The sequence below is a fragment of the Dyella sp. PARNA 12/25 genome, assembly GCF_055702865.1.
This window is the reverse complement of sequence record NZ_JBVQCI010000016.1, coordinates 23,196-49,906: the sequence shown is the minus strand read 5'-3', so window position 1 is coordinate 49,906 and position 26,711 is coordinate 23,196. Positions and strand designations below refer to the sequence as shown.

General features: G+C 63.4%; 23 protein-coding genes. 2 read left to right on the top strand and 21 right to left on the bottom strand.

The features are described 5' to 3' along the window. Positions 1 to 103: 103 nt before the first annotated feature. The 16 genes from AC0GUR_RS20515 to folE all read right to left on the bottom strand — a co-directional run bounded on the left by AC0GUR_RS20515 (position 104) and on the right by folE (position 19,164). On the bottom strand, positions 104 to 526 hold the full coding sequence (locus AC0GUR_RS20515) for a YchJ family protein (protein ID WP_472879373.1): 423 nt from the start codon (positions 524 to 526) through the stop codon (positions 104 to 106). Between the two features lie 75 nt (positions 527 to 601). Next, positions 602 to 1,195 (bottom strand): DUF938 domain-containing protein, encoded by a 594-nt coding sequence (locus tag AC0GUR_RS20510; RefSeq protein WP_472879372.1) that lies wholly within the window; start codon positions 1,193 to 1,195, stop codon positions 602 to 604. Beyond that, entirely contained in the window at positions 1,196 to 1,393 is a 198-nt protein-coding gene (locus AC0GUR_RS20505; RefSeq protein WP_472879371.1) for a hypothetical protein, read from the bottom strand. Between the two features lie 69 nt (positions 1,394 to 1,462). After that, complete coding sequence (locus AC0GUR_RS20500) at positions 1,463 to 2,041, bottom strand: NnrU family protein (protein ID WP_472879370.1); 579 nt, start codon at positions 2,039 to 2,041, stop codon at positions 1,463 to 1,465. Between the two features lie 179 nt (positions 2,042 to 2,220). Further along, positions 2,221 to 2,775, bottom strand: coding sequence for a HutD/Ves family protein (locus AC0GUR_RS20495; protein WP_472879369.1), 555 nt, complete (start codon positions 2,773 to 2,775; stop codon positions 2,221 to 2,223). Further along, entirely contained in the window at positions 2,772 to 4,874 is a 2,103-nt protein-coding gene (gene dinG, locus AC0GUR_RS20490) for an ATP-dependent DNA helicase DinG (RefSeq protein WP_472879368.1), read from the bottom strand. The genes AC0GUR_RS20495 and dinG overlap by 4 nt, the downstream gene beginning before the upstream one ends. 583 nt (positions 4,875 to 5,457) lie before the next feature. Continuing rightward, complete coding sequence (locus AC0GUR_RS20485; protein ID WP_472879367.1) at positions 5,458 to 8,418, bottom strand: TonB-dependent receptor domain-containing protein; 2,961 nt, start codon at positions 8,416 to 8,418, stop codon at positions 5,458 to 5,460. Positions 8,419 to 8,734: 316 nt separating this feature from the next. Then, entirely contained in the window at positions 8,735 to 10,369 is a 1,635-nt protein-coding gene (locus tag AC0GUR_RS20480; RefSeq protein WP_472879366.1) for an NAD(P)/FAD-dependent oxidoreductase, read from the bottom strand. 135 nt (positions 10,370 to 10,504) lie between these two features. Then, positions 10,505 to 11,158 (bottom strand): DsbA family oxidoreductase, encoded by a 654-nt coding sequence (locus AC0GUR_RS20475; protein ID WP_472879365.1) that lies wholly within the window; start codon positions 11,156 to 11,158, stop codon positions 10,505 to 10,507. A 155-nt stretch (positions 11,159 to 11,313) separates the two neighbouring features. Beyond that, positions 11,314 to 11,820: a DUF1993 domain-containing protein gene (locus AC0GUR_RS20470; protein ID WP_472879364.1), complete on the bottom strand. Its 507-nt coding sequence runs from the start codon at positions 11,818 to 11,820 to the stop codon at positions 11,314 to 11,316. Further along, positions 11,817 to 13,166: a TCR/Tet family MFS transporter gene (locus AC0GUR_RS20465; RefSeq protein ID WP_472879363.1), complete on the bottom strand. Its 1,350-nt coding sequence runs from the start codon at positions 13,164 to 13,166 to the stop codon at positions 11,817 to 11,819. The genes AC0GUR_RS20470 and AC0GUR_RS20465 overlap by 4 nt, the downstream gene beginning before the upstream one ends. 230 nt (positions 13,167 to 13,396) lie before the next feature. Continuing rightward, the gene (locus tag AC0GUR_RS20460; protein ID WP_472879362.1) at positions 13,397 to 13,756 is read right to left on the bottom strand and encodes an EF-hand domain-containing protein; all 360 of its coding nucleotides are present in this window, start codon (positions 13,754 to 13,756) and stop codon (positions 13,397 to 13,399) included. After that, the gene (locus AC0GUR_RS20455; RefSeq protein ID WP_472879361.1) at positions 13,753 to 16,545 is read right to left on the bottom strand and encodes an AAA family ATPase; all 2,793 of its coding nucleotides are present in this window, start codon (positions 16,543 to 16,545) and stop codon (positions 13,753 to 13,755) included. The genes AC0GUR_RS20460 and AC0GUR_RS20455 overlap by 4 nt, the downstream gene beginning before the upstream one ends. Continuing rightward, positions 16,538 to 17,254 carry a hypothetical protein gene (locus tag AC0GUR_RS20450; protein WP_472879360.1) on the bottom strand — a complete coding sequence of 239 codons (717 nt, stop codon included), beginning with the start codon at positions 17,252 to 17,254 and terminating at the stop codon, positions 16,538 to 16,540. The genes AC0GUR_RS20455 and AC0GUR_RS20450 overlap by 8 nt, the downstream gene beginning before the upstream one ends. Continuing rightward, positions 17,247 to 18,548, bottom strand: coding sequence for a hypothetical protein (locus AC0GUR_RS20445; RefSeq protein WP_472879359.1), 1,302 nt, complete (start codon positions 18,546 to 18,548; stop codon positions 17,247 to 17,249). Before AC0GUR_RS20445 ends, AC0GUR_RS20450 begins: the two co-directional genes overlap by 8 nt. A gap of 13 nt (positions 18,549 to 18,561) precedes the next feature. Then, on the bottom strand, positions 18,562 to 19,164 hold the full coding sequence (gene folE, locus AC0GUR_RS20440) for a GTP cyclohydrolase I FolE (RefSeq protein ID WP_472879358.1): 603 nt from the start codon (positions 19,162 to 19,164) through the stop codon (positions 18,562 to 18,564). A 94-nt stretch (positions 19,165 to 19,258) separates the two neighbouring features. Here folE and AC0GUR_RS20435 point away from each other — a divergent pair, with 94 nt between their 5' ends. Continuing rightward, positions 19,259 to 20,230, top strand: a complete 972-nt coding sequence (locus tag AC0GUR_RS20435; RefSeq protein ID WP_472879357.1) for an energy transducer TonB — start codon at positions 19,259 to 19,261, stop codon at positions 20,228 to 20,230. Between the two features lie 15 nt (positions 20,231 to 20,245). Here AC0GUR_RS20435 and AC0GUR_RS20430 read toward each other — a convergent pair whose 3' ends face one another. Continuing rightward, on the bottom strand, positions 20,246 to 21,097 hold the full coding sequence (locus AC0GUR_RS20430) for a methyltransferase domain-containing protein (protein WP_472879356.1): 852 nt from the start codon (positions 21,095 to 21,097) through the stop codon (positions 20,246 to 20,248). 74 nt (positions 21,098 to 21,171) lie between these two features. Further along, positions 21,172 to 21,969, bottom strand: a complete 798-nt coding sequence (locus AC0GUR_RS20425) for a hypothetical protein (protein WP_472879355.1) — start codon at positions 21,967 to 21,969, stop codon at positions 21,172 to 21,174. A 148-nt stretch (positions 21,970 to 22,117) separates the two neighbouring features. Here AC0GUR_RS20425 and AC0GUR_RS20420 point away from each other — a divergent pair, with 148 nt between their 5' ends. Continuing rightward, complete coding sequence (locus AC0GUR_RS20420; protein ID WP_472879354.1) at positions 22,118 to 22,561, top strand: hypothetical protein; 444 nt, start codon at positions 22,118 to 22,120, stop codon at positions 22,559 to 22,561. Positions 22,562 to 22,577: 16 nt separating this feature from the next. Here the strand turns inward: AC0GUR_RS20420 and AC0GUR_RS20415 are convergent, their stop codons facing one another. The 3 genes from AC0GUR_RS20415 to AC0GUR_RS20405 all read right to left on the bottom strand — a co-directional run bounded on the left by AC0GUR_RS20415 (position 22,578) and on the right by AC0GUR_RS20405 (position 26,507). Further along, on the bottom strand, positions 22,578 to 24,026 hold the full coding sequence (locus AC0GUR_RS20415; protein WP_472879353.1) for a DNA recombination protein RmuC: 1,449 nt from the start codon (positions 24,024 to 24,026) through the stop codon (positions 22,578 to 22,580). Positions 24,027 to 24,104: 78 nt separating this feature from the next. Continuing rightward, on the bottom strand, positions 24,105 to 25,307 hold the full coding sequence (locus AC0GUR_RS20410) for a DUF2252 domain-containing protein (RefSeq protein WP_472879352.1): 1,203 nt from the start codon (positions 25,305 to 25,307) through the stop codon (positions 24,105 to 24,107). Positions 25,308 to 25,331: 24 nt separating this feature from the next. Further along, entirely contained in the window at positions 25,332 to 26,507 is a 1,176-nt protein-coding gene (locus AC0GUR_RS20405; RefSeq protein ID WP_472879351.1) for a class I SAM-dependent rRNA methyltransferase, read from the bottom strand. Positions 26,508 to 26,711 lie beyond the last annotated feature (204 nt).

The window sequence follows — 26,711 nt, the reverse complement described above, 5'->3', positions numbered from 1 at the left end:
ACGGTCGGCATGGCCGCCCAGGGCATGAAGCCGGTGGCCGAAGCGCAATTCGAAGGCTTCATCTACCCGATGATGGGCACAAGTGCGCTCCTACAAAGGTCGGTCAGTCAGCCGATTCTTCCGGGAACTCGCCGTCCACATAGAACCAACGTCCGCCTTCGCGCACGAAGCGGCTGATTTCATGCATGCGCTGTGCCTTGCCGCCGCCGTAGCGCAGGCGGGCGACAAACTCCACGGTGGCGCGGTCGCCATCGGTCTCATGATGCTTGACGGTGAGCCCCAGCCAGGTGGGCGCGGGTTGCTGCGCGCTTAGCTTCAGATGCGCGGGGCGAGTGCTGTCATGCCAGGTCGCAAGCAGGTAATCCTCGCGCTTGAGCACGTAGGCACTGTAACGCGAACGCATCAGTTGTTCGGCGGTTGCCGCTACGCCGCCATCGTGCAGTAACCCGCAGCAGCGGGCATAGCCGGCGTCGTTGCCACAAGGGCAGGGGGTTAGCGTATCGATGGCTTGCACGTAGGGTCGCATGGTCCGGATCAAGGGCGGCGATGGCCCGTGGCTACATCGTGCCGCCTTCCGGACCAAATGCCAATGCCGAACCGCTCAGCGGCTGCGCTGCCAGACCCGGGTGCGGTTGTTGGCCGGCATGGCGATATCGTCGATCAGGTCGAACCCGGCGATTTCAGCCAGCGCGTCCACTGCCTCGGCGTCGCGAATGCTCATGTGGACGCCGCGTGCCTGTAGCCACTGATCGAACGAGGCGTTGCTGTCGCTGGTGTAGCGACCGCCGTAGTTGAAGGGGCCATAGATGGCGAGGATGGCGTCCTCGGTGGTGACGTCGGCGAGATGCTCAAACAGTTGCTCGACCTCGTCCCAGCCCATGATGTGCAGCGTATTGGCGCTGAACACCGCGTCATAGTGATGCGATGGCCACGAGCCGCTTACATCCAGCGCGATGGGGGCCGGGGTGTTCGGCAGGCCCGCCTCGTCCAACCACATGCGGATGCCGGGAAGATTTTCCGCGCGATCCGTGCACTGCCATTGCAGACGCGGCAGTGACGCCGCGAAATGTACCGCGTGTTGTCCGGTGCCGCTGCCGATCTCCAGCACCTGCCGGCGATCGGCGAAATGCGTGCGCAACACGTCGAGGATGGGATCGCGGTTGCGCTCACAGGATGGGGCGCTGGGTTTTTCCACTTAAACCGGTCGCCCGCGCAACACCCGCGCGGGAAGCATCAGCATGGCGGCAAGCGATGCAAACACCGCACTCACCGTGATGCCAATCAGGCGAAACGGCAGCATCAGCAGCCATACGATGGGATAAAGCACGAGTGCCAGCAGCGCGATCGGCCAGCAGACCACCAGCAGCAAAAGCCAGAGCAGAAAGCCGGCCATAGCCGAATCCTCGTTCAGACAATGGCGCCACTCTAGCTCAGCGACAGGGCGCCGCGTAGATGACTAACTTCACCCCATCGGATTGACGCCAATCAGCCAGGGGTGCAGCCAGAACGCGAAAATCGCCCAGAAAACCGCGCCGGCTACGATGACGATAATGTCCCCCTTCATGGTGCCTGCGGGGTAGGTGACGCCAGCGGCACGGTCACGTCGCCGACAGACCACGAAATCGACCCCGGCCCACACCAGGAAAGCGCCAAACAGCACCACGTCATGCAGCATGCCGGTGGCCAACAGATGGCCAAACGCCCAGGTTTTCACACCGGCAAGCATCGGGTGACCCAGCCTGGCCTTCACGTGATTGGGGGGCACATAGGCGGCTATCACAAGCATGAAGGCCACCAGCGTAAACAGCGAATTGAGATGGCGCAGCCAGATGGGCGGTACGTACAGCAGCACCGGGTGCTGGCGTGCCAGGCCGAAGCCCCAAACGAGCAGCACGAAGCCGACAATGGAAACCAGCGAGTAGATGCCCTTCCATCGCTTCTCGCCGAGGCGGACCACCTGGCCGCTACGCCAGTCGTTGGCAAAAATGCGTACGGAGTGCACGCCAAGAAACAACACCAGACCGAGGATCAGCACTGCCATGGGCTCACCTTGGGGTTGGGCGGACGCGCTGATGATAGTCGGTGTGGCTGGCGCTGGGGTGACGTCCCTGTGGAGAGCGGCCCTACTGTAGGAGCGCACCTTGTGCGCGACCGCGGAGCCGCAGGAACTTCATGACGTGGGGTTGTCGCGCACAGGGTGCGCTCCCACAGAAGAGCGTTTTAGCGAGGCTCCACGATGACCAACAGCGCTACGCTGTTCTCACCCAACTCGAAGGGGCTGCGGTCGGGCTGCCAGGCATCGCCCGCAAGCAGGTCGCCGTCGATCGTCGTCGCCGTGCCACGCGCCACGTAGACCAGTACGCAGGACGGATCCGGTACATGGCTACCTGTCTGTGTCTTCACTTGAACATGGCCCTTGCCCCATGCGCGCCTCACCATCAGGTTGAAGTCGCGCGTCGCTCCACCGGCCATGGCCACGTCCACGTGGGCTTCACCAGGAAATGCAAACGGCGCAAAAGGTGTGGTCAGTGCATGCGCTTGCCGGCCATCAAGGGTCATGCTGAAACCCTCGCCATCGAGCAGCGCAATCTGTCGGTCGATGCCGGGAAAGGCGGAGAACGGCGCCGCACTGTTCACCTCGGCCACGCTCACGCGCCACAGGAATTCATCGTTGCCCGCATCGGTAGGGAAGCGTGCGATCTCGCGCGTCGTACCCATGCCGTTCTTCCTCGGCTGCGTCTTGGTGTCGGCGGCGCGGATGATGTGAAAACTCATGCGACTTTCTCGATGACGCGGGTGAATGGGGGCAAAGCCTTCAGCATGCGCTCGCCGTAACGTTTGAGTACCACGCGACGATCCAGCAGCACGATGCGGCCATGATCGGTTTCGGTGCGGATCAGGCGACCGCAATACTGGGTAAGCAAGCGCGTGGCTTCCGGCACAGTGACTTCAATAAAGGGGTTGCGTCCGCGTGATTCCAGCCATTCTGCATACGTGGCGCCGACGGGGTCGGTTGGTACGGCAAACGGCAGCTGCGTGATCACTACGGTTTCGCACAGCTTGCCCGGCAGATCCAGGCCTTCGCCGAACGAGGCGAGGCCAAACAGCGTGCTGCCTTTGCCTGCTTCCACATCGGCAATGTGCTCGGCCACCAGTTGCGCCTTGCCGAGTGAACCTTGCGCGCGAACCTTGCGCACGTGTTCGATCGGCAGCTTTTGCAGCACGCGATCGAGCTTCACGCGTGAGGTGAAAAGCACCAGGTTGCCTGCCCCCCAATCCAAATGCTCGGCGAGCCAGTCGCAGATTTCCTGCACATGCTCTTCGCGTGCGTCGGGCAGGGCGCGCATCGCTGGCACTTCCAGCCGTGCTTGCGAGGCGAGATCGAACGGCGAGGGCAGGCTGAGCGTCACGGAATCATCCGGCAAACCCACCGCGTCGGCGAAACCACGGAAATTGCCGCCGGCGCTCAACGTGGCCGAAGTCATCACGACCCCGCTCGCATTGCCCCAAAGCACACTACGCAGCAAACCGCCGGCAGAGACGGCGGATGCATGGCAAATCAACTGCTGATCCGGGCTGAGCGTGACCCAGCGTGCCAGCGGCGGCGAATTCTCGCCGTCGGTCGCGGACCAGGCGCGCCATGTGCGCACCTGGCGATCGATGCGCTCGAGCGCCATGCCGAGTTCGCGAGACAGGGCCTCGTGGGTCGGGCCGCTTTCGGTCATCTCCAATACGGCGCGGCGAACAGCCCCCACCCAACGCTCCACCTCGCCGGTGAACACGTAGAGCGCGCGTGCGTGTTCCACCCATGCTTCGGGGAGCTGACCGAGCGAGCCGCGATACATGGGTTCATCGTCATCGGGCGATGGCAACCAGCTGAGGCGGATCTCCTTCTCCAGCTCTTCCAGCGCATCGCTGAGTTCCTGCAGCTTCTGGTCACCCGCATCGAGCGGTAGCTTGCCGATCACTTCTTTGTCGGTGAGCGAGTAAGCGGCATGAATCTGCCGGCCAAGACGGCTCAACTGCCGAACTGCCGCATTGATGTAGACCTCGGCGGCACCTCGGTCGATCGCTTTGGACGGCACGTGATGGCCTTCGTCGAAGATGTATAGCGTCTCGTCAGGCTTGGGCAGGATCACACCGCCAAAACCATCTTCTTCGCGCGGCATCGTAAGGTCGGCCAACACCAGATCCTGGTTGGCTACGATGATGTCAGCATCACCCACCGCGCGGCGCGCCGCGAAGAAGGGGCAGTTCATGAACTGAGCGCACTTGCGGCCCGTGCAGCCGCCGGCGCTGGTGGTGATCATCGGGCGCAGCACGTCGCTGATCGGTTCCGGCGCGGCATCGATATCGCCACTCCATTCGTTGCGATCAAACAGGCCAGCCAGCTTGGAGAGCGCCTTCTTGTCACGTTCCTGTGGCGGCTTGGTCCACAACGCCAGATCGGCGTCGAAACCAAGACCCATCTGCGCCGTTTCGTTGAGGCTGTTGCTGGCCATGGCGAGATTGCGCGGGCACAGATAACGCCCGCGCCCCTTGGCCAGCGCCACCTTCGCTTCGGTGCCGTTGAGCTTGAGGTAAAGCGGAATATCGCGCTGAACCAGCTGTTCCTGCAGCGCCACGGTAGCGGTAGCGATCAGCAGCTTTTTCTTATGGGCGCGCGCCACCTCGACACCGGCGATGAGATAGGCCATGGATTTGCCGGTGCCAGTAGGCGCCTCGATGACCGCGGCGCCCCCCTCCTGCGCCAGGGCTTTCGCCACCTCGGCAATCATCTTTCCTTGCGACGCGCGTGCCCGGAAGCCGGGCAGGCCATCCTTGAGCCGCGTATAAGCGGCGCGAATCGCGTCTTTGGTGGTGTCAGTCAGCATGGGGCGGGTCGGGCGCGTACGGTCGCGTCGGACCACCATTCTCGCATGCCGGGTGGGGCATCCGTGGGCCTGCTTTTTTCTCCGGGCAAAAAAAGAGCGGATGACCCAGATCATCCGCTCTTCCCCATCACCGAATTGATTAAATGTCCCGGCGTATCCAGGCTCCAAAGGGGGCAGGAGCCTTATCCCCGGACTCGTCGCGCGCGTCACCGCGGGCCCGTGTGCAATCCCTGCTCACGTGGGACAGGTGTGACTTTAGGCGTCGGGCTAGCGACAAAACATAAGACAAATCTGAAAGTGAGCCATGGATTTGCACCCCTCACAAAGGCGCAGTGCTGAGAGCGCACAAACGACACGATTATCAGAAGTCGCCGATAGGCGAAAGGTCTTGCACACGGCAATCTGCCTGCGCTCCCTGGACATGTCCCCCGTGCCCACCTACGGGGAGCAACCGGGTCGGACTCCCTCCCCCCAGGTCCGACCCCAGGCCCCCGCAAGGGGGCCTTTCTTTTAGGTGTCGGAAAAAAGAAAGGGCCGGCTAGGCCGGCCCTTTCACCCCAAACTCCTGAGCTGCCACTCAGGATCAGAAGTTGTAGTTGAACCCCGCGTAGTAGGCGCGGCCGACTGCGTCGAAGATACCGCTTGCAGCACCGGTACCGAAGTAGTTCACCGGCGGATTGCGGTCGAACACGTTGGTGATGCCGCCGTACACCTGCCAGCCACTGTTGGGAATCGAGTAGCTGACCTTGGCGTCGTTGTAGAAGCCGATACCCGTCTTGATCGGAGTGGTCTGAATCGGGTTCGCCGCGTAGCTCTCGTTGCTCACGCGCAGCATCGAGGAGAAGTAGCGCATGTTCCAGTTGAACACCCAGTTGTGCCAGCCGTACGTGGTGTACAGCGTGGACTTCCACTTCGGGAACGCGCCACTGGTGGTGGCGGTGCCATTGTCCTGGATGGCCGATTCCGGGTCGTCCTGGAACGGATGCTCGGTAAACGCGATCACCTTGGTGACATTGAGGTTGAACTTCAGGTTGCCGCCGCCGACTTCGGCGCTGTAGTACGCGCCGATATCCACACCCGAGGTGCTCAGGGCGCTGATGTTCTGGTTGACCGAACGGATCGACACCAGCTCATGCGTCACCGGATCACGCTGGGCATTGAGGCAGTAGATGTTGTTGATGCCGCTCGGCGTGTCCACGCAGCGATCAACGATGTCCAGGCCGGACGGTGCCGTGATTGCGTTGGTCAGCCTGATGTTCCAGTAGTCCAGGGTCAGGCCGAAGTTGTCGATGAAGCGCGGCGTGATAACCATGCCAGCGGTCCAAGTACGGCCCTGTTCCGGCTTCAGGTCCGGGTTGCTACCCGAAAGGCCCTGCACGGAGGAAGTGCGCGTGGACTGCCAGTTGCCAGGAATGCCCAGAGCGGCACAGTTTGCTGCGCGCACGGCCATGCTTGCACCGTTCTTCAGCTGGTCGGACGAGCAAGGGTCGTTGTTGATCGTGAAGAAGTTCTGGGTCAGGCCGCCAAAGAGCTCACCGATGTTCGGCGCGCGAACTGCGCTGGACATGGTGCCACGCAGGCGCAGGTCATCGATGATCGACCAGTCCAGGCCCCAACGCCATGCCTTGGTGTGGCCGATGGTGCTGTAGTCGGAGAAGCGGGCCGCTGCATCAAAAGTCAGATTCTGCGCGAACGGACGGCCCGAGATCAGCGGCAACGCCGTCTCGATGTAGCCTTCCTTCACGTTGTACGCGCCGCCCGAGCTCGGGATGGCATTGAGGAAGGTCAGGCCCTGCTGATCGAGCGGATCGGTCGTCTGGCTGCTGGTTTCGCGACGGTACTCAATGCCGGCGGCCATGCTTGCAGCGCCAGCTTCGAACGGCATCTGGAACAGGTTGTTGTTGGTGACCGAGCCGCCACCCACAAACTGCGTCAGGTGCGAAGTGGTGGTGGTGGTGGTGTTGAACCACTGTGCCGCCGCCGGGTTGATGACGCCCGCGCCGAAGATGCTGGTGGGCACGCAGCCGCCACCCAGCGCGATCGGGTTGAGTACGCCACCGCGGTTGTTCTGAGCCACATTGATGTGGTTCGGGTTGACGTAGTTCGGATTGAGGCTGGAGCGGCAGACGATATTGCCGTTGGCGTCCTTCACTGCATCGATGGACGCAAAGAAGCGGTCATGAATGCGGTTATTGAGGTTATGACGGGTTTCGTCCGTCACACCGTAGTTCACCGAAGCGTCGTACTGCCAGTCGCTGGCGATCACACCGTTGGCGCCGAATACGGCACGTGCGGTGTCGCGCTTGGTGTCTTCGCCACGCACGCCAGCATCGCCGTCGATGCGGGAGACGCGGATCGACTTCAGCTTGTTGGCGTCCATCAGTGCGGCAAGGTCGGGCGTGATGTACGCGTTGTCGCGCATGATCACGTAGCCGTTACCCTTTGCACGGGTGCTGTCGAAGGCTGGCGACGAAGCCTGCGTCACGTCGACGTGGCTGTAGGTGCCTTCAAAGTACAGCTTGTGATCCGGCGTCAGGTCATAGCTGGCGATGGTGCTCAGCGTGGTGCGGCCATACTTCGGCTGCAACTGCACGTACTGGTTGTTGTCCGAGCGATCGCAATCCTGGCAGTAGCCGGCGTTGTCATAGATGCCGTTGAACTGCTGCTTGCGGATGGTGTGATCCTGGTTGAACACGTAACGCTTGGAGATATCCGTGGCGCTGCCGATCGAGAACGTACCGGCATCGACACGCGTGTAGCCGCCTGCGTTGTCGAACAAAGCGGTGTTGGTCGGGCCATTGGGCGTCTTGATGGTCGCGTAGGCTTCGTGGCCAAAACGGTCGCGGAACATCAGCTCGTCCTGGTCGCTATGCTCCACCGACGCCGCGATGTTGCCGCGGTTGTTGTCGAAGTTCATGCCGCCGGTGAGCGAGAACAGGCCCTTCTTGAAGCCACCATGCTGCGAGGTGCCGAGCTGCGCATGCAGGTTGGCGCCCTGGTAGTTCTTCTTGAGGATGAAGTTGATCACGCCGGTTACCGCGTCGGCACCGTACACCGCCGAAGCACCACCGGTGATGATTTCCACGCGCTCGATCCAGTCGGCGGGGATCAGGTTCACGTCGACGCCGGTGTCACCCGCGCTGGAACCCACAAAACGACGACCGTTGACCAGCACCAGCGTGCGGCTGGTGCCTAGGTTGCGCAGGTCCAATTCGGCCACGCCGGCGGTGCCGATGAAACGGCCCGAATTACCCATGGTGAAAGTGGAGGCCACCTGCGGCATCGTCGTCATCAGATCGCCGATGTTGATCGCACCCGTCGCCTTGATTTCGGCGGCGGTCATCACAGCAACCGGGGTCGGCGAGATGACGTTCGGGTTGGAAATGCGGGTGCCGGTAACCGTTACGGTTTCCAGCTTGGTCGCCTGGCTGGCGTCAGCCGCCGGGGCGTCACTCTTCGCAGCATCCTGCGCCATGGCCGGGCCAGCGATAGCGGCCAAGCAGGCCAGAGCCAGCAGTTTGCGGGTGTAATTTGAATTCTTCATGCAACCGTCTCCCTTACGGGGCATAGAGTTATGGGGCGCCGACGTCTCACAACGTCAATCGGGGACAGTCGTCGGCTGAGGAACTTGCCGCGGGGTAGCAGCAAGACTTTACGATTCGATCACAATTGACTTACGCAAAACTGACGAAACGTAATTTCATAGAGGCGATAGGTGACAAGTCATGGTTGGCATGACTGTTTTGGCCTTGGGGTGTGCCTGACGTCTGCGCGCCCGGCCTGTCCGGCACAGGCTCCCGTTGGCAGCCATGGCCTGGCTACCAGGTGGATACCTGGTTTGGGTTGACCCCTCGGTGGGGTCAGTGCGACGCGTTGATGGCCAGCGCCAGTGCTTCGGCTACCCGAATGCCGTCGACCGCTGCGGAGAGGATGCCCCCGGCATAGCCGGCGCCCTCCCCCGCGGGGTACAGGCCGCGCGTATTGAGGCTCTGGTAATCCTCGCCACGGCGGATACGCACGGGAGAGGAGGTGCGGGTTTCGACGCCTGTCAGCACAGCGTCGTGCATGCCGAAGCCTTTGATCTGGCGATCGAAGGCGGGCAGCGCCTCGCGAATCGCCTCAACGGCGTAGTCGGGTAGGGCAGGCGCCAGATCCGTGAGGTGCACACCCGGCTTGTAGGAGGGCTGCACGCTGCCAAACTCGCTCGACGGCTTGCCGGCGATGAAGTCGCCCACCAGCTGTGCTGGTGCGCTGTAGTCGCGTCCGCCGAGTTCGTAAGCGCGTGACTCCAGCGCACGCTGCAGGGCAATGCCGGCCAGTGGGCTGCCGCTATCGTCGAACGCGGCGAAATCCTTGGGCTCGATGCCCACCACGATGGCCGCGTTGGCATTGCGCTCGTTGCGCGAATACTGGCTCATGCCATTGGTGACCACGCGCTCCGGTTCAGATGCGGCGGCCACCACCGTGCCGCCTGGGCACATGCAGAAGCTGTAGACCGAGCGACCATTCTTGCAGTGGTGCACCAGCTTGTAGTCGGCCGCGCCGAGCAGCGGGTGGCCGGCCTGCGCGCCGAAGCGTGCCTGGTCAATGATCGACTGCGGGTGCTCCACGCGAAAACCGATGGAGAACGGCTTGGCCTCCATATAGACGCCGCGCTCGTGCAGCCTGAAGAACGTGTCGCGCGCACTGTGGCCCACGGCAAGCACCACATGGTCGCTGAGCAACTGCTCGCCATTGGCCAGCACCACGCCGCGCAGCTGCCGCGCACCGTCGGCGGCGGTGTCGACCAGCAGATCGTCCACGCGCTGGCTGAAGCGGATCTCGCCGCCCAGCGACTCGATGGTCGCGCGCATGTTCTCCACCATGGTCACCAGGCGGAACGTGCCGATATGCGGCTTGCTGACGTAGAGGATTTCCTCCGGCGCACCCGCCTGCACAAACTCGGTAAGCACCTTGCGGCCGTGATGGCGCGGATCGGAAATCTGGCTGTGCAGCTTGCCGTCGGAGAACGTGCCCGCACCGCCTTCGCCGAACTGCACGTTGGATTCGGGCTCCAGCTTCTTCTTGCGCCACAGGCCCCAGGTATCCACGGTGCGCTCGCGCACCGCCTTGCCACGGTCGAGGATGATGGGGCGATAGCCCATTTGCGCCAGCAACAACCCGGCGAACAGGCCGCAGGGGCCCAGGCCGATCACGATGGGGCGCTGCTGCAGCTGTTCCGGTGCCTTCGCCACGAAGTGATAGCTCGTGTCCGGTGTGGGCTGCACGTGCTTGTCGTCGGCATGCCGCTTCAACAGGCCGGCCTCATCCGCCACATCCACATCGAGCGTATAGATCAGTTGGATGGCGCCACGCTTGCGAGCGTCGTAGCCACGACGAAACACCGTGACGCCGCGCAAGGCGTCCTTGCCAAGCCCCAGTTTTGAGCGAACGGCCGCCTCTATGGCACCGTCGGCGTGGTCCAGAGGGAGCTTGATATCAGTGAGTCGGAGCATGCGGAGCGGCGGTCAGGGGCGGCTGGCTATTCTCGCATGGCTGGGCGGTGAGACGCCGGGGAGCTTGCGGTCGCGCACAAGTGCGCTCCTACAGTTGGAAACCCTTGTAGGAGCGCACTTGTGCGCGACCCGCTCTTAGCCTTCCGCCGCAATCTTGCGCAGTGTCTGCTCGAACACTTCCGGCGGCTGGCCGCCCTGGATCAGGTAGCGATCGTTGACGATCACCGATGGCACCGCCTGGATGCCCTGTGACTGGTAGAACTGCTCCTGCGCGCGCACTTCCTGCGCATAGCGATCCTCATCCAGCACGTGACGGGCAGCGATGGGGTCCAGCCCCACCCGGCTAGCCACATCCACCAGCACATCGCGCGAGCTCACATCGCGCCCTTCGGTGAAGTAGGCGGCCAACAGGGCTTGCTTGAGCTCGGCCTGGTTGCCTTCCAGCGCGGCCCAGTGCAGCAGGCGGTGTGCATCGAAGGTGTTCACGATGCGGTTGCGCTTGCCCATGTCGAAGGTGAAACCAAGCTCAGCGCCGCGCTGCTGAATCACGTCCTGATTCTTGCGCATCTGCTCCGGGGTGCCGCCGTACTTGCGCGCGAGGTGCTCACCGATGTCCTCGCCCTCGGCGACCATCTGCGGGTTCAGCTCGAACGGCTGGAAGTGCAGCTCCACCGAGACGCCATCACCGATGCGCTCCAGTGCTCGCTCCAGCGACTTCAAGCCGATGGCGCACCACGGGCACACCACGTCGGAGACGAAGTCGATCTTGATGGGAGTGGGGGCCGTCATGGTGGGGGCTCTGGCGTAAGGCGGTTGTCTGTTAGTGGGAGCGGCAGCCGCCTGAATCAAGGGCCCGTTGAGAAGTGCGTGGAGAGGAGTGAGTAGTGAGAGAGAGCGGGTTTGCCACTCTCACCTCTCACTTCTCTACCCCATTTCTCTCGCTCTCACGGCTTGCCGATGAAATCGGCCTTGCCGAGATCCGCGCCGGCCTCACGCAGGATCGCGTAGGCAGTGGTGCAGTGGAAGAACACGTTGGGAATCACGTAATGAAGTAGATAGCCGTGGCCTTCGAAATGCTGCTCGCCGCTACGCAGCTTGAGCGTGATGGAGCGCGTTTCGCTGCCGTCAATTTGGTCCGGCTTGAAGCTCTTGATGTAATCGACCGCACGATCGATGCGGGCATGCAGCTCGGCAAAACTGGTTTCGTTGTCCTCGAACTTCAGCGGCTCGACGCCTGCCAGGCGGGCGCAGCAGTTCTTGGCCATGTCGGTGGCGATCTGTATCTGACGTGTCAGCGGCAGCATGTCCACGGTCAGGCGCGACTGCAGCAGCAGAGACGGCTCGTACTTGCGTGCCTCGGCATGTGCCTCGCCTTTGCGCAGCACGTGCTGGAGATTGCTGAGCGCGCGCAGAAAAACGGGAGCCGAGGCTTGGTACATCGACAGTGTCATGGGGAATGCTCCGTTGTTTCAGTGGATGTGACGGTGCCTTGCAGCGTAGCGACCGAGGAAAGCTCGTTCGCCGAGGTTGGGACAGGGACATCTTCCGCTTTTGCGAGGTCGTGCGTGTGCTTGGTCACTCGCCAGGCAATCACCGCGCCGATGGCCAGCAATACCGCGGACAACACAAACGCGAGGCCTGGCAAGTGCAAAGGCGAGGCCGGCGAAATTGAAAAAGAGAACACCTGGGCAAACAGGAACGGGCCAAAAATGCCGGCAAAGCTGGCCAGGCTGCTGATTGCCCCCTGCAATCGCCCTTGCTCGGACGGGTCGACCTGATGCGTCATCAATGACTGAATCGGAGGCTGTGACAACCCCCACAGCGCCATCAAGGGAATACCGAGCAGAAACATCGTGCCGGTATTGGCCAGGCCCATCACCATGAACGCACCAATGCCGCACAGCATGCCGCTGATCATCAGGCGTCGCTCGCCCAGGATGGGCGCCAGGCGGCGGGTAAGCACGGCCTGCACAAAACCATCACAGCCGCCCACCAGCATCAGCACATAACCCACTTCCTGCGGACCCCAGCTGTAGCGGTAATCCGCGTACAGCACGAACGTGGTTTGGAGCACGTAATGGGCCAGATACACCAGGAACATCACCACCGCCAGTTCCAGCACCTGCGGGTAACGGCGTAGCAGCTTCAGCGAGCCCAATGGGTGGGCGCTGTGCATTTCAAAACGCGCCGTGCGTCGCTCCTTGGGCAGCGACTCCGGCAGCACAAACAAGCCATACAGGAAATTGCACGCAGCCAACACCGCGGCCACCCAGAACGGCAGGCGCAGGTCGTAGTGCCCGAGGAAGCCGCCGACGCCGGGGCCGATGATGAAGCCGAGCCCAAAGGCGCTGCCGAGTATGCCGAAGGCCGCGGCACGTTTCTCTTTGGGCGTGATATCGGCGATGTAAGCATTGGCCGTGGTGAAGCTGGCGGCGGTCATGCCCAGCAACACACGCGCCACGAACAACAGCCATAGCGTGGGCGCCAGTGCCAGCAGCACAAAATTCAGCGACAGGCCGGCATTGGAAATCAGGATCACCGGCCGCCGGCCAAAGCGATCGGAAAGCGCCCCTTGCACCGGTGAGAAGGCGAACTGCACCAGCGCGAATACCGTACTGAACACGCCCACCCACCAGGCTGCATTGGAGATGCCGCCGCCGGCCAGCTGCTCAATCAGGTGAGGCAGCACCGGGATGACGATGCCAAACGCCAGCATGTCCAGCACCACGGTCACGTAGATAAGCGCGAGCGCGGCGCGACGGCGCGGGTGAAGTTCGGTGGGGGCAGGTTGATCCATGAGACCAGACTCGCGGGGGAGTACGCACGATAACTGATTGCGGCTGGCCGGGCGTGTGCAGTGCAGTAGATCCGGGCGCTCCCGTTCCAGGCGGGGGCTGGCGCCCCTGGTCCTCTCTGCAGGAGCGCACTTGTGCGCGACCCGTGAGCTGCAGGAAGGAACGATAGGGGACACCACACCCGAACCGTTGCGGTCGCGCACAAGTGCGCCCCTACAGAGGGGGGTGGGCTTCAGCCTTGCGGTGGCTGGGTCAGCTCACGCGCATCGAGATAGCCGTCGTGGTTGCGGTCCAGCTTGTGAAACTGCCGCCGCAAATTCTCCTGGAACTGCTTCAGCGTCACCGGCTTGCCGTGGCCACCCGGCAGCTCGTCAGCATCCAGCACACCGTCGCCATTGCGATCCAGCCGGTAAAACCCCTCGCTGAGATGGGCGACATACTCCGCCTCGCTCACCCTGCCGTCGCCATCGGTATCGAAGGTGCGCAGATACTCCTCAGGCGTGCTCTGCGCCAGGGTGACGCAAGGTATCAAAACCAAACCAGCCAGCATTGCGCCGCTACGCAAGAGCGAGGCTGGCCGGCGCAACATCATGCAGCCTCGGTGCGTCGACGCAGCACGGCCAACGGCTGCGCCCAGGTGGCACCGGGACGGCGCTTGCTGGTGACCAGGGTCAGGTCGCTGGGCTGGAACACGTTGATGTTGTGCGTGGCCGGGGTGGTGAGAATGTACTGAGCCCGGGTGGACTTGAGGAAGGCGCCCACCTTGTCGATGTTGAAAATGTCCAGATGGGCGAACGGTTCGTCGATGAACACGAAGCCGCCGGGGCGGTCTTCGTCGCGCATCAGTGCCACCAGCAGCAACAGCGACTTCATCACCTGCTGGCCGCCGGAGGCTTCGCCGTCGTCCATGCCGATCCAACCCTTCTTGTCGAATTCGAAGCGCACGGTGAGGCCGGCCTGTGCCAGCGCCAGGTCTTCGTTCGACAGCTCGGGCAGATCCACTTCGACGCCGATGCCGGCCAAGTCCGCCAGCACCTTGAGGTTGCGGGCGTAGCGCTTGACCGTATTGCGCAACACGTTGAGGTAAGCGCCGCGCGCCTCGGTGGTGATGCGGCCGGCGCGTTCGAGATGTACGCGACGACGCTGCAAGTCGTCCCTCAGGCCTTCGTGGTCGTTGGCGTATTTGTCGCGCAGCGGCAGGCAGCCTTCGTCGGTTTCCCAGTGACCCTCGTTGAGGCGACGTTCGATACGGTCGATCTCGCGACGCACCGCGGCAGGCGATTCGTAGCGTTCGCGCAGCTCGAGCATGGCGCGGCGACTGCGATGAAGCGGGCGCACGTGGCTACGTTTGTGGCGAAACGCCTTGAGGCGGTCGATCTGCTCGTTGCGGGACTGATTGAACTGACGTGCGCTGTCGGCCAGTTGTTGCTGGGCCTGCTTGTGCTCGCGCGCCTCGTTGTCGCGCTGGCGCGAGTTCTGCTGGCGCTTTTCGCGAACGCCTTCGTAGTGTGCTTCAGCCGCCGCATAGCTGTCGGCGCAGCGCTGTACATCGTCCTGCAGCGACGCCTGGGCTTCATGCGCGGCGGCGAATTCATCGGCGCGATCGATCAGCTGATTGCTGGCGTTGGCGCCGCGCAACAGGCTCTCGGCGTCGCTGGCCTGCTCCTGCAGCTGTTTGCGCTTCTCGCCGATGTCGCGCAGCTGCTTTTCAATCTGCTGCAAGCGTGCCTCGCCCTCGCGCAGCTGGCGCTCGCGCGCGGCGCTGCCGAAATAGACGTCGTCGACGCCGAGATGGCGGCCGCCGCGACGTTCGCGGAAATAGCCTTGCGGCGTGATCCAGTCCTGATCCTTTCCCAGCTTTGCGCCATCCACCACATCGTCGACGCGACGAATGCGGTCGAGCTGGCGCAGCAGCCACTCCGGTGCGGCGGCGTTGAAATCCACCACTTCCAGTAGCGAGCCGCGCGTGGGGGCGGTGGTCGGCGCACGGTCGGCCACCACGAAATGCTTGTAACGATGTTCTTCGCCCAGCCGCCACGCCGCTTCGCGATCACGCGGGTGGTCGAGCAGCACGACGTGGCGATAGCCCACCAACACGGCTTCGACCGCACCCTGCCAGCGCGGATCGCTGATCTCCACGACTTCGCTGAGCATGCTGTGGCCGATGCCGGCATCATCCAGCGCGCGCCGGAACGTTTGCTCAAACTCCGGCGTGTAACGCTGGCCGCGACGCCACGCGCCCAGTTGTGCGGTCAGTGTGGACAGCTGGTCGCGCAGACGGGTCTCGTCTATCTGCAGGCGGCCCAGTTGGCTGCGCGCTTCCACGAGCTGCTTGCCTTGCTTCTCGTGATCGGCGCCATCCTGTTCGGCGACCAGCTTACGCAGGTGCTGCTCTTGCTTGAGCAGCGTGGCGTTCTCAGTCTCGGCGCGGCGCGCCTCATCCAGTTGTTGCTTGGCCTGCTGGCGGGTCTGGTCAGCGGCGTGTTGTTCGCCGCGCAGATGCTCTTCGTGGGCATCGAGCGTCTGCAGCTGCAGTTGCAATTCCACATCGCGTGCCGACAAATCGCGGCATTTGCGCTTGAGGCCGAGCAGTTGCGGACGCGCGCCGCGGATCGCGGCGTGCAGTTCCGCCAGCTCGGTGCGCGGCAGCGTTTCCGCAACGAGGTCGGCGTGCTCGCTCTTCAGTGCGTCCCACTCCTGCCAGGAGCGCACACGGCCTTCGGCCTCCTGCAAGCTCACGCCGATCAGCGACAGCTGATGTTCCAGTCCGTGCAGTTCACGGTCGGCCTCGGCCTGCTCATTGCGCGCACGCTGGTAATCCTCCAGCACGATCTTGTCACCGAACACGTCGAACACCAGGTCCAGCAGCGCCTTGGGCGGCATCTGGCAGAGCTTGTCGGTGGCGCCTTGTTCCAGCGTGAGCACGCGGCGGATGGCTTGCGAGAGGCCGGCACCCTCGAGGCGCACGCGGTATTCGCGCAGGCCGAGGAAGTCGTTGCGCGCCTCGATTTCGTCCACGCTCACATCGCCGCCCAGCACGGCGTACTGCCGCTGCCATTCACCACCCTTCTTCTGGATGCGCACAGCCAGCGTCACTTCGCTGTCCATAATCGGGAAGAAGGGACGCTCGCCGCGCGGGCCGGGGATGTTGCCTACCCGGGCACGCAGCCACGCGAACGGCTTGCCGTTGTGGCGCAGATAGCTCTTGTAGTCGCGGTTGCCGGCGCAATCGATGGTGAGCAGCGTACGCAGCGCGTCCAGCAGCGTGGTCTTGCCCGAGCCGTTGGGGCCCACCACGGTGACGATGTTGGTATCCAGCGGCAGGCTGAAGCGCTGCCAGTAGTCCCAGTGAATGACTTCGAGGCTGCGGAAATCAAACATCGTCGGTCACTTCGCTGTCTTCGAGTTCGTCGGTATCGTCGTACAAGGGTTCATTGCTGTCGTTGCTGTCTTCGCGAGGGGTCAGGCCGGCGAGCAGATCGCCCAGCGCGCCGTCGAGAATGCGGCGTGCGGTGCGCTCGTAGTCGAACACCAGGTCGAGCAGCGGGCCTTCGGCCAGCTCACCCTTGCGGCGCACGATGAAACCGTGGCGCGAGAGCAGGCCGAGGTTGAAGTTCACGCGCGTCTTGCCGCCGAGCTTGTCGCCGAAGTCGGCGAGCAGGGTGCGCTCGGCGACCAGCGGCGAGAGCGAGGGATCGCGCGAAATCGGCTTGGCTTCGGCAAACATCAACGTCTGCGAGGCATCCGCTTCGGCCTGTTGACGTTCGAGCTGGCGCTGGCGCTTGGGCAACACGATCAACGCCCACAGCACCACCAGCAGTGCCACCGCGTCGCGATCCAATTGCAGTGTGTTGGAGATCCAGCTGTCGCTGCCACCGAACACGTGTTTCTCGTTGGCGCGCGCCGCGGCGACACCGATATAGGCGGAGTAGGGGTGTTCGCGCAGTTCCAGTCCAACGGCAGCAAGCCGGCGATCCAGTTCTTCGCGGAAGGTTTCGTCGAGCAGCGCCTTGCGTGCCTGCGCGTCATCGCGCGGCAGCCAGCGTTGTGACAAAAGACGCGCAACTAGCGCGGCGGTTTCGTCATGCATCGGATGTCTTTTCCTTGCGTGGATGCAGGCGACCCGCGCTGACCAGCGCGATCGTCGCCAGGCCCGGGTCGATCAGGCGTGGTTCAATTTCCAGCTTCAGCGGCAACCGAGCGAGATCGGCGGTCGCCCCTTGCAAAGCGGAGGATTCGGGATCGCCGAGCAAACCAAGCAGCGAGAGCCGATAGGCACTCAAAGCGTAGTCGTCGCCGCGAAGTGCATCGGTCAACTCCAGTGGCTCGCGCACAGATGCCAGTTCACTGTGCCAGGCCAGTAGTGGCGACAGATCTTCCTCGTCGATTGGCAGGTCGTGCGTGGTCGGCGTGTCTTCTGCTGATGGCAGCGCGGTGCTTTCGGTGGCGGCGCGCTCGCGTTCCAATAGCTCGTACTCGGCCACGTCCAGCGCAATCTGGTCTTGCAGGAAGGGCGGCTGAAACGGCATTAACGCGGCTTCGTCGGCGTGTTGCGCCAGTGCATCGGGCGTCAGCGAGCGAAGCCAGGCCACGAGGTCCGACGAAGAAAGACCAGTGCGACCCAGATGGACACGGTGCTGATCGATCTTGTTGAGCTCGCGCTGGAATACACCCGCCTGACGCAGCAGCGCACTCTGTGCGCGGCCAACCGCCTGCGCGAGGTGATGCGTGGCCGGATCGAGTTCTTCGCTGTCCGCGATGGTGCTTACCACCTCAGTGCCTTTCTCCACCCAGGTCCACACCGATTCCAGGCGGTGCGCTGCCCGGCGAATGCGGTGTTCGGAACCGGACAGCACGGCGCGGTCGAAGTCTTCCTTCAATTCCGACAGGCGTGACAGCAGGTGCCCCAGCTCGTCGGCGGAAATGCGGCCTACCGCTTGTCCGGCCGCGAGCTGGGCGGTGATGTAGCCCAGGCCATCCTCGTCATCGCGCTCGAATTCGAGCAGCGTGGTGACGGCAGCGAGTGCCTTGCGGCCCAATGGGCTTACGCGATAGCGCAGCGTTTCGTTGTCCCAGGTGAGCAGCTCGTGCTCCTTCAGGCGCTGCACCACGGTTTCCAGCTTCACCGGCTCGACAAAGGCGAGCTGGTCGCGGATCTCGGCAGGCGTCCACTCCGGCGCATGCGCGCGTGCGCCCAACGTGCGCAGCACCAGCAGGCGCAGCACCACCTGCGTTTCGCCGCCATGGAACAGGGCGCTGAAGGCGCGCAGCAGCGAGCGGCCGCGCAGTAGCGGAAATACGGCAGGAAGGTCTTCGGCGGTGACGCCGTCGCGCAGTACGTCTTGCAGACGCTCGTCGGCGTCTGCGCTAGCGATGGAATGCATCAAACAGGCGGCGTCAGCGGTTGCCGCCACGGATGCCGATGAACTGCAGGAATTCCGAACGCGTGCGCGCGTCGTCGCGGAATGCACCCAGCATCTGACTGGTGATCATCGACACGCCGCGTTTGTGCACGCCGCGCGTAGTCATGCACTCATGGCTGGCGTCGACCACCACGGCCACACCGGCCGGCTGCAGGTTTTCCTGGATGCACTGCGCGATCTGCGCGGTCATCTTCTCCTGCACCTGGAAGCGGCGTGCATAGGCGTCGACTACACGGGCCAGCTTGCTGATGCCCACCACACGGTTGGTCGGCAGGTAGCCGACGTGCGCGCGACCAATGATCGGCGCCATATGGTGCTCGCAGTGGCTTTCGAACTCGATGTCGCGCAGCACCACCATTTCGTCGTAGCCGGCAACTTCTTCGAAAGTGCGGCGCAGATACTCGCCCGGGTCGATCTGGTAACCGGAGAACCAGTCGCGATACGCCTTCACCACGCGCTTAGGGGTATCCAGCAGACCCTCGCGATTGGGATCCTCGCCCGACCAGCGCAGCAGGACGCGCACGGCCTCCTCGGCCTGTTCGCGGGTGACTTCGGTCGGTTCGTGACGCTCGCTCATGCGGGTTCCTTCGGGGGCTTACAGCACAGACGCGCCAGTGTAACGCTACCGTCAAGCTTTGAGCCGACCCGCCAGTAAAGACCCATTGCAGTCAATGAGTTGTCTGCAGTTCCCTGAGGATGGCAGCTATGCCGGATTGCCGAGCCAAGGCTATTCATTACACTTCATTACTCGTCACTGGAGGGGCATACCCATGAAGCTTGGAACGGCTGTCTGGTTTTGTGCGCTGCTGGGTTGCGCAACAGGGGGAGTAGAAGCCACGGGGACAGCAGGGGCTGCCGAGGTTCGCAAGACTGCCGAGGCCAGCATGTTGGTGACGGGCATGGTGGAGGTCAATCCGGATGGTAGCTTGCACGGTTACAGCCTCGATCATTCCGAGAAAATTGCCCCCGCAGTCATCGACGTCATTGGAAAGAATCTGGCGCACTGGGAATTCTCCCTCTCCGCTCCCACTGCCGAAGTGGTGAAGAGCAAGATGAGTCTCCGTATCCTGGCAAAGCCGGCAGGAAGCGACGCCTTCAATATCAGCATCTCAGGTGCTTCTTTTGGCGATGATGGAAGCAACACTGGCGACTACGTGCATTTCAAGTCGCGTCTGCCAACGCCGCGCTATCCGCAAAAGGCGATTGATGCGCGAGTGAGCGGTACGGTGTACTTGCTGTTGCGCATTGGCCGCGACGGTTTGGTGCAGGAAGTATTCACCGAACAGGTCAATCTCGATCAGTACGGCGATGAAAAGGCCATGAAGCTGTATCGCAAGGTGCTGGCAGACGCCTCCATCGATGCGGCCAAACAGTGGACTTACGACCTGCCTACCCGAGGCAAGGCTGTTGATGATCCTTACTGGGTGGTTCGCGTACCGGTGAACTTCAATCTCCGCCAGTGGGGCACTCCGGAGAAAGTAACGCCCTACGGTAGTTGGAGTGCGTATATCCCTGGATCCCGCCAAAGTGCTCCCTGGGTCAGTCCCGACCTGGCGCATGAGGCACCCGACGCGGTGCCAGACGGCGCGCTGCACACCGGGAACGCAAGCCTGCGCTTGAAAACCACGTTGAGCGGCAGCTAGGCGTCGTACTAGCTGTCACTCTCTGAGTGGTTTGAACAGGGTGATGCGGTTGGCGTCCTGCACGCCAACCGGTACCAGCCAGGGTTCGGCCGCCACCATGGCCGTGCATGGCCCCAGCGTGGCAATGCGAACGGCGCGCTTGCCCGCTTCGATTCTGATCCGGTCGAGCATTTCGCGCAGGATGCTGCCGGTGAAGGGCGTGTAGAGGTAGAACACGGTGGCTAGTGACAGATCTGCCTCGCGTGCGTCCTGCGCGATGAAAGTCACGTTACGCAGCTTCAGGCGCTCTGCACTGAGGCGTGCGGCTGTGACATAGGCAGCCTCTCGCTCGATGCCGACGCAGCGCGCCCCGGTGCAGATCGATACCAGCAAGGGCACATGCCCCAGGCCCGAACCCAGATCGAGCAGCACATCGTGCGGGCCGACGCCGGCACGTTCGATCAGGTCGAACACATGACGGGCAGGCGTGGGCTGGTAGAACACCATTTCGTCGTCCAGAGCGGCGATGTCGCTCGAGGGTTCATCGAACGACAACACGTCGCTGATCAGCGCATCCAGGTGGTCATAGCTCTGCGGATCGGCGTCATCGCAAGTGGAACCCCAGCCCTGCAAGGCCTGTGCGCCGGCACCTTGCACGATCGCCGTGCGAATGGCTTCGCACAAGCGGTGCTGAATGCTCTCCAGCCTCGCCTGCAGAAGCCGCACGCGTTCATGCAGGGCGGCCGTTGCAGGCGTTTCTTCCGCCGCGTAGACGAGCAGATCCTCGATGCGATCGAGCGCATCGATGCGCTCGCGCCATCGGGTGGGCTGTTCCAGCGAGCGATCATTCTCAAGATCGCCGATCAGGCTGTGCAAAGCATTCGGCATGAGGGGATTCCGTCGATGGCGCACCACACGAATGCTGCCATGCGCCGGCCTGCCGGAAGTTGAACGCGCTGGCGTTATCTTGGATCGGGCACGAAATGGCCACCAGGGAAGGGGTCGGGTCGCGTCGATGCCGTGTGGTCGGCCGCGGGGATCACGCCCTGTGCCACCAGGCGCTCGCGCGTGTCGTAATACAGCGTGATGACCTCATCGGGGGCGGAGGACCTGCGCTGGAAGTCGGTATAGCTGACCTCCGATGTCTCGCGCGGCCCGTGCCCGGTGCCTATGGGGCCGCCAAGATCCGCGCGCGCTTGTGCCATTGCCGATGGTTCAACCGGGGCAGCTGGTGCCGGGACCGGTGCGGCCATCCGTTCCGCTGCCTGGCCGGTCGGTGCCACGGCCATGGGCCGAAGGGGGATCGGTCGGTAGGGACGTGAGCTAAAAACCGCCATGCCGATCACGCCCACGTTGTCGGGGCGCCCGGTGCGTGCGGCGTAGCTGCGCGAGGCATCGGCGAACACGAAGTCAGCCACCTCCGAAAGGCTCTTGCGCCAGCCGCGGATATCGGATGCCGCGTAAGGATCGAGCACGTAACCGGTTTGCGACCAGTCGGCAGTGTCGCCAGAGAGCACGTTGACGCCGTCCACGGAAAGGACGCCGAGCACGCGGTTGTCTTCGTGGTTGCGCAACTGGATCTGATACCGGTGACCGGGCTGCCCGGCAATGTAGTAGCGGCCCTCATAGCGATATACGGGCAGCTCCTGTTGCGTGGTGCGGTCGTAGACGGCCAGATCCACCAGTTGACCAACAGCGGCAGCTTGTGCGCTGCCGGCCAGCACGACGAGTCCTAGAACCACTTTTCCGACGATGTTCATGGCGACGACCCTGGCAAGCATCGATAACCGATGCCTACGTAGAACGACGCAAGGCGACGAATGGGGTTAGGCGAAGAGGCAGTCGGACCGCCTCAAGTTCTTTCGGTAGCGGCCGAAGCCAATGTGGATCACTCAAAAAGGATTTCGCGTGAGCATCGGCATCCATCGGGATACCTCCACCCTACCGGTGAGCATCGGCGGTCTATCCGCCACGACCTCGGACACCACGGAGGCCTCATCGTCGACGGCGGTGCAGGGCACAACGACTATCGTGAAAGGCGTCCGCGGAAATGCCGCAGCGTCAGGGAGCTCCGGCAGCGAAAGCAGCCAGGGCGCGAGCCCGACAATTCAGGCCCTGCAACGCGAGATCGCCCAGTTGCAGAAGCTGCTCAAGCTGCAGGAACAGGCACTGCGCGCTGCCACCGAGAGAAACAAAGGCTCGGACCTGGCAAGCATGTCGGAAATCTCCGCTTTGCAGTCCGCGGTGACGACCACCAACGGTCAACTCATGGTTGCGGTGAATGCGCTGGCCGCAGCGCTGTTGGCCGAAGGTAACGCCAGTAGCGGCGCGCTGGTCAGCGCCTCGGCCTGAGCCGCGACGTCATGCGTTAAACCTCGACGTCGTCCTCATCGGCATCCTCGATGGCTGGCAGGCTGTCACCCAGCAATTGCTTGGCATCTTCACCCGAGAGCGTTTCCACGCTGCGCAGGCGGCGCTCGATGGCGCGGGTGCGCTGGCCGGCGCTGTCGATGCTGTTGCGCACCGTATCCAGCTGCTTGCGGGTTTTCTCCAGCACAGTGCCGAACTTGCCGAACTCGGACTTCACCGCGCTGAGCAGGGTCCACACCTCGCTGCTGCGCTTGGCGATGGCCAGCGTGCGGAAGCCCATCTGCAGGCTGTTGAGCAGGGCGGTGAGTGTGGTGGGGCCGGCCACGGTGATGTGATGATCACGCTGCAGTGATTCGAACAGACCCGGGCGGCGGATCACTTCCGCATACAGGCCTTCGGTGGGCAGGAACAGAACGGCAAAATCGGTCGTATGCGGCGGTGCCACGTACTTGCTGCGGATGCGCTTTGCCTCTTCACGTACGCGGGCTTCCAACGCACGGCCGGCAGTCGTGGCGGCATCGGCATCAGCCGCTTCCTGAGCGTCGAGGAGACGCTGGTAATCCTCCACCGGAAATTTCGCATCGATGGGCAGGTAGAGTGGGGCTTCATCGCCGGGGCCTGGCATGCGTACGGCAAACTCCACGCGCTCGGCGCTGCCGGGAATGGTGGCGACATTCGATTCGTATTGCTCGTTGGTGAGCAACTGCTCAAGCAGTGCGCCAAGCTGCACTTCACCCAGGATGCCGCGAGTTTTTACATTGGTGAGCACGCGCTTGAGATCGCCCACGCCGGTGGCGAGGTTCTGCATTTCGCCCAGACCGCGCTGCACCTGCTCCAGTCGTTCGGAGACAAGCGCAAAGGACTGACCCAGTCGCGTTTCCAGCGTGGCCTGCAGTTTCTCGTCCACCGTGGCGCGCATCTGCTCCAGCTTGGCGGCGTTATCGTCCTGGATCGACTTGAGCTTGGTTTCCAGCGTGGCGCGCACTTCGTTGAGGCGTTTTTCGTTGTCCGCCGTGAGCGCTGCAAGGCGCTGCTGCTGTTGCTCGCCGAACCGATTGAGCGTGAGTGTCAGTTCCTCGCGACTGTGGCGCGCGTCTTCCGTGAGGCGCTGGGCAAGCTGCTGCAGGCCGCCGTCGGTGCGTTCGGTGAGCACGTCAAGCCGCTGGCCGAACTGGGCAATGCGCTCGTGCTGCTGCGTGCTCATGCCACTGAGCTGTTCCTGCATCAGCGAGCGGAACTGGCCCATTGACTGGCTCATTTCGCCGCGCCCGGCACGCTGCTCCTGCGCCAGCGCATCACGCAGGTGACGGTTGTCGTCCTTCAGGGCGTCCAGCCTGGCGGTAAGGCCACCGTCGTCACGCTGGCGCAGCAAGCTCAGCGCCTGCAACGCGATCATCGCCAGTACGGCGAGAACAAGCACGATCAAAAGAATCTCGGTGACGGACATGGCAATACCTGGCAGCACAGGGGGCCAAGTGTACGCGTTGACGTCTCAGATGCCGGGATTTTCGGCAGCGCGACGGTATCAGACCTTGAAAGCGCCCTGGTCGTAAGCTTTGCAGTAGGTTTTCCAGTCACGCCGCACCTGCTTGGTGCTCTCCTGGGCGGCCTCCCGCAACTGCCTGGGCCAGCGGGCTTTCTCACCGAAAGCGATCAGCTCGTCGGTCGTCGCCGAGCCTTGTCGGCCGCTGCTGCGCAGCTGGGACCAAGCCACCAACTTGCCCATGGTCTCCAGCACGCCTTCCAGTCGTTCCAGCTTGCCGTGCCATTCGGTGAGCGCCACGCGATCTTCGGTGGGTTGCAAGCCGCGCAGGATGTAGCTCTTGCGACCCATGGTCACCGCCTGGAGGAACGCGGGTGAAATGGCCTGCATGCGTCGCTGTACCGACACGACACGCTCTGCTTCGGTGGCCCACTCCGGCTGCACGATGTCGAGGTGCGGCGTCAGCGATGACGGCATGGCCTGCTTGAGGTCCAGCAGGTAGTTGCCGTCCGGCGAGCCCTTGCCCTCCACCAGGATGGCGTAGCGATCCACGCCCAGGCTGCCGGTGCCGGCAATGCGCCGCGCCACGTCCAGCACCTTGTAGAAATCCGGCTCGGGCTGTCGCGCGCCGATCTTGTGGATCAGCGTGGTGACTTTTTCGCGCTGCTTGTCCGTCACTGGCAGCGCACGACGGCCGTCGAGGCGCAGCTTGCGCAACTTGCCCTTGCGTTCGGTGCGGCTGTCGAGGAAATGTGGCCGCAGGCGACCACGTAGGCCGCCCAGCAGGTCACCGACCATGCCGGTGGCGGTGTCACGCTCGACCCAGCGCGCCTTGCCGTTACGCAGGGCACTCACATAGGCGTCGAGGAAATGGCGGCACAGCTGGTTGGCCTGATCGCGACTCAGCGACAGGGCGCCGGTCGCCATGTGTACGCTGGTCAGCAGCCGGACCAGCTCCCAGGTGCAGGGGGCCAGCGCCGCCTCGTCGAAATCGTTGAGGTCGAAATAGACGAGCCGGTTGTCGCCCTTGTAGCTGCCCATGTTCTCCAGGTGCAAGTCGCCGCACACCCAGGTGCGCGGCGACTTGGCCAGCACCTTGGCCTCGGGCAGCTGTGCGTAGAACAGATGGCAGGTGCCGCGGAGAAACGTGAACGGATCGTGGCGCATCGCGGTGTACTTGCGCTGCAAACGGTCGGGATCACGTTTGGCGTTGTAACTGCGGATGGCTTCGACGACATCGATCATGTCACGTCCTCCACGGGCAGGTGGTTACATCACTCGGCAGAACACAGCCTTCAGGTAACGCCCTTCAGGCACATCGCTGCGGAACGGGTGGTCGGCACCCGCGCCGGCGACGTGCAGCACCTGAATTTCGCGTCCCGCGTTGAGCGCCACGCGGCGCAGCATCTCCAGGAAATCCGCCTCGCTGACCAGGCCCGTGCACGAGCAGGTCAGCAGCAGGCCGCCCGGTGGGATCACGTCGAGCGCAAGGCGATTCATCGCGAAGTATTTCTTCAGCGCGTCCATCACCTTGTTGCGATCGCGCGTCAGCTTGGCCGGGTCCAGAATCACCGCGTCGAACTGCTCACCACGCGCCACGGCGTTGCGCAGCCACTCGAAGATGTCAGCCTGCTCGAATTGCGCAGGTGCATCATTGGCGGCGGCGTTGGCACGGGCGATTTCCAGAATGCCCGGGTCCATATCCACGCCGATCGCTTCGCGCGCGCCGGAGGCCAACGCGTGAACGGCAAAACCGCCGGCGTTGCAGCACAGATCGAGCACACGGCGACCCTTGGCGAGTCGGGCGAAGTGGTGGCGGTTCTCACGCTGATCGGCGAAAAAGCCGGTCTTGTGGCCGTAGCCCGGCGCGGCGTGGAAGCGCAGACCATGCTCGTGCACCTCCACCGGCGCAGGCGCTTCGGCCGCGCGGCAGTCGAAGGATTCCTGCTTCTGCACATGGGTCTCGGCGAACCAGTACAGGCGCGCGCCTGGGAAATGGCTCAGCAGCGCGGCATGAATCGCCTCGCGGAAACGCCACATGCCAGCGGCGAAGTATTCGATCACCAGGATATCGGCGTAGCGATCCACCACCAGGCCCGAGAGGCCGTCGCCTTCGCTGTGCACTACGCGCCACGCATCGCTCACGCGATCCAGCTGCAACAACTCCTGGCGCAAGGCTACGGCGCGGTCGATACGGGCGGTGATCCAGCTGGCATCGATGGCTTCGGTCGGGTCCGTGGTCAGCAGTCGCAGCGCGATGCGTGCGTGGCCGTTCCAGAAGCCGCGGCCCACGAAACGGCCCTTCGCGTCTTCCACATCGACGACGGAGCCGGGCGGCAGGCGGGTTTCGGGCTTGTGCACCTGGGCGGACCACACCCAGGGGTGGCCGGGGGCGCGGTCGGTTTTGAGGCGGATGACGGGGAGGGGGGAATCAGGGGTACTCATCTGCCCATGATAACCGGTGTGGGGCTGTGGCCTCGCCGGGGCTCCGATTACGGCCCATGCCCCACTGTAGGAGTGCACTTGTGCGCGACCGTGGAGCCATGTTGTTGCCGCGGTGCCCGCTTATCGCGCCCACCACCCCAGGAGCAAGAACCTAGCGCTGCGGTCGCGCACAAGTGCGCTCCTACAGAAAGGCAGGCGGCCGAC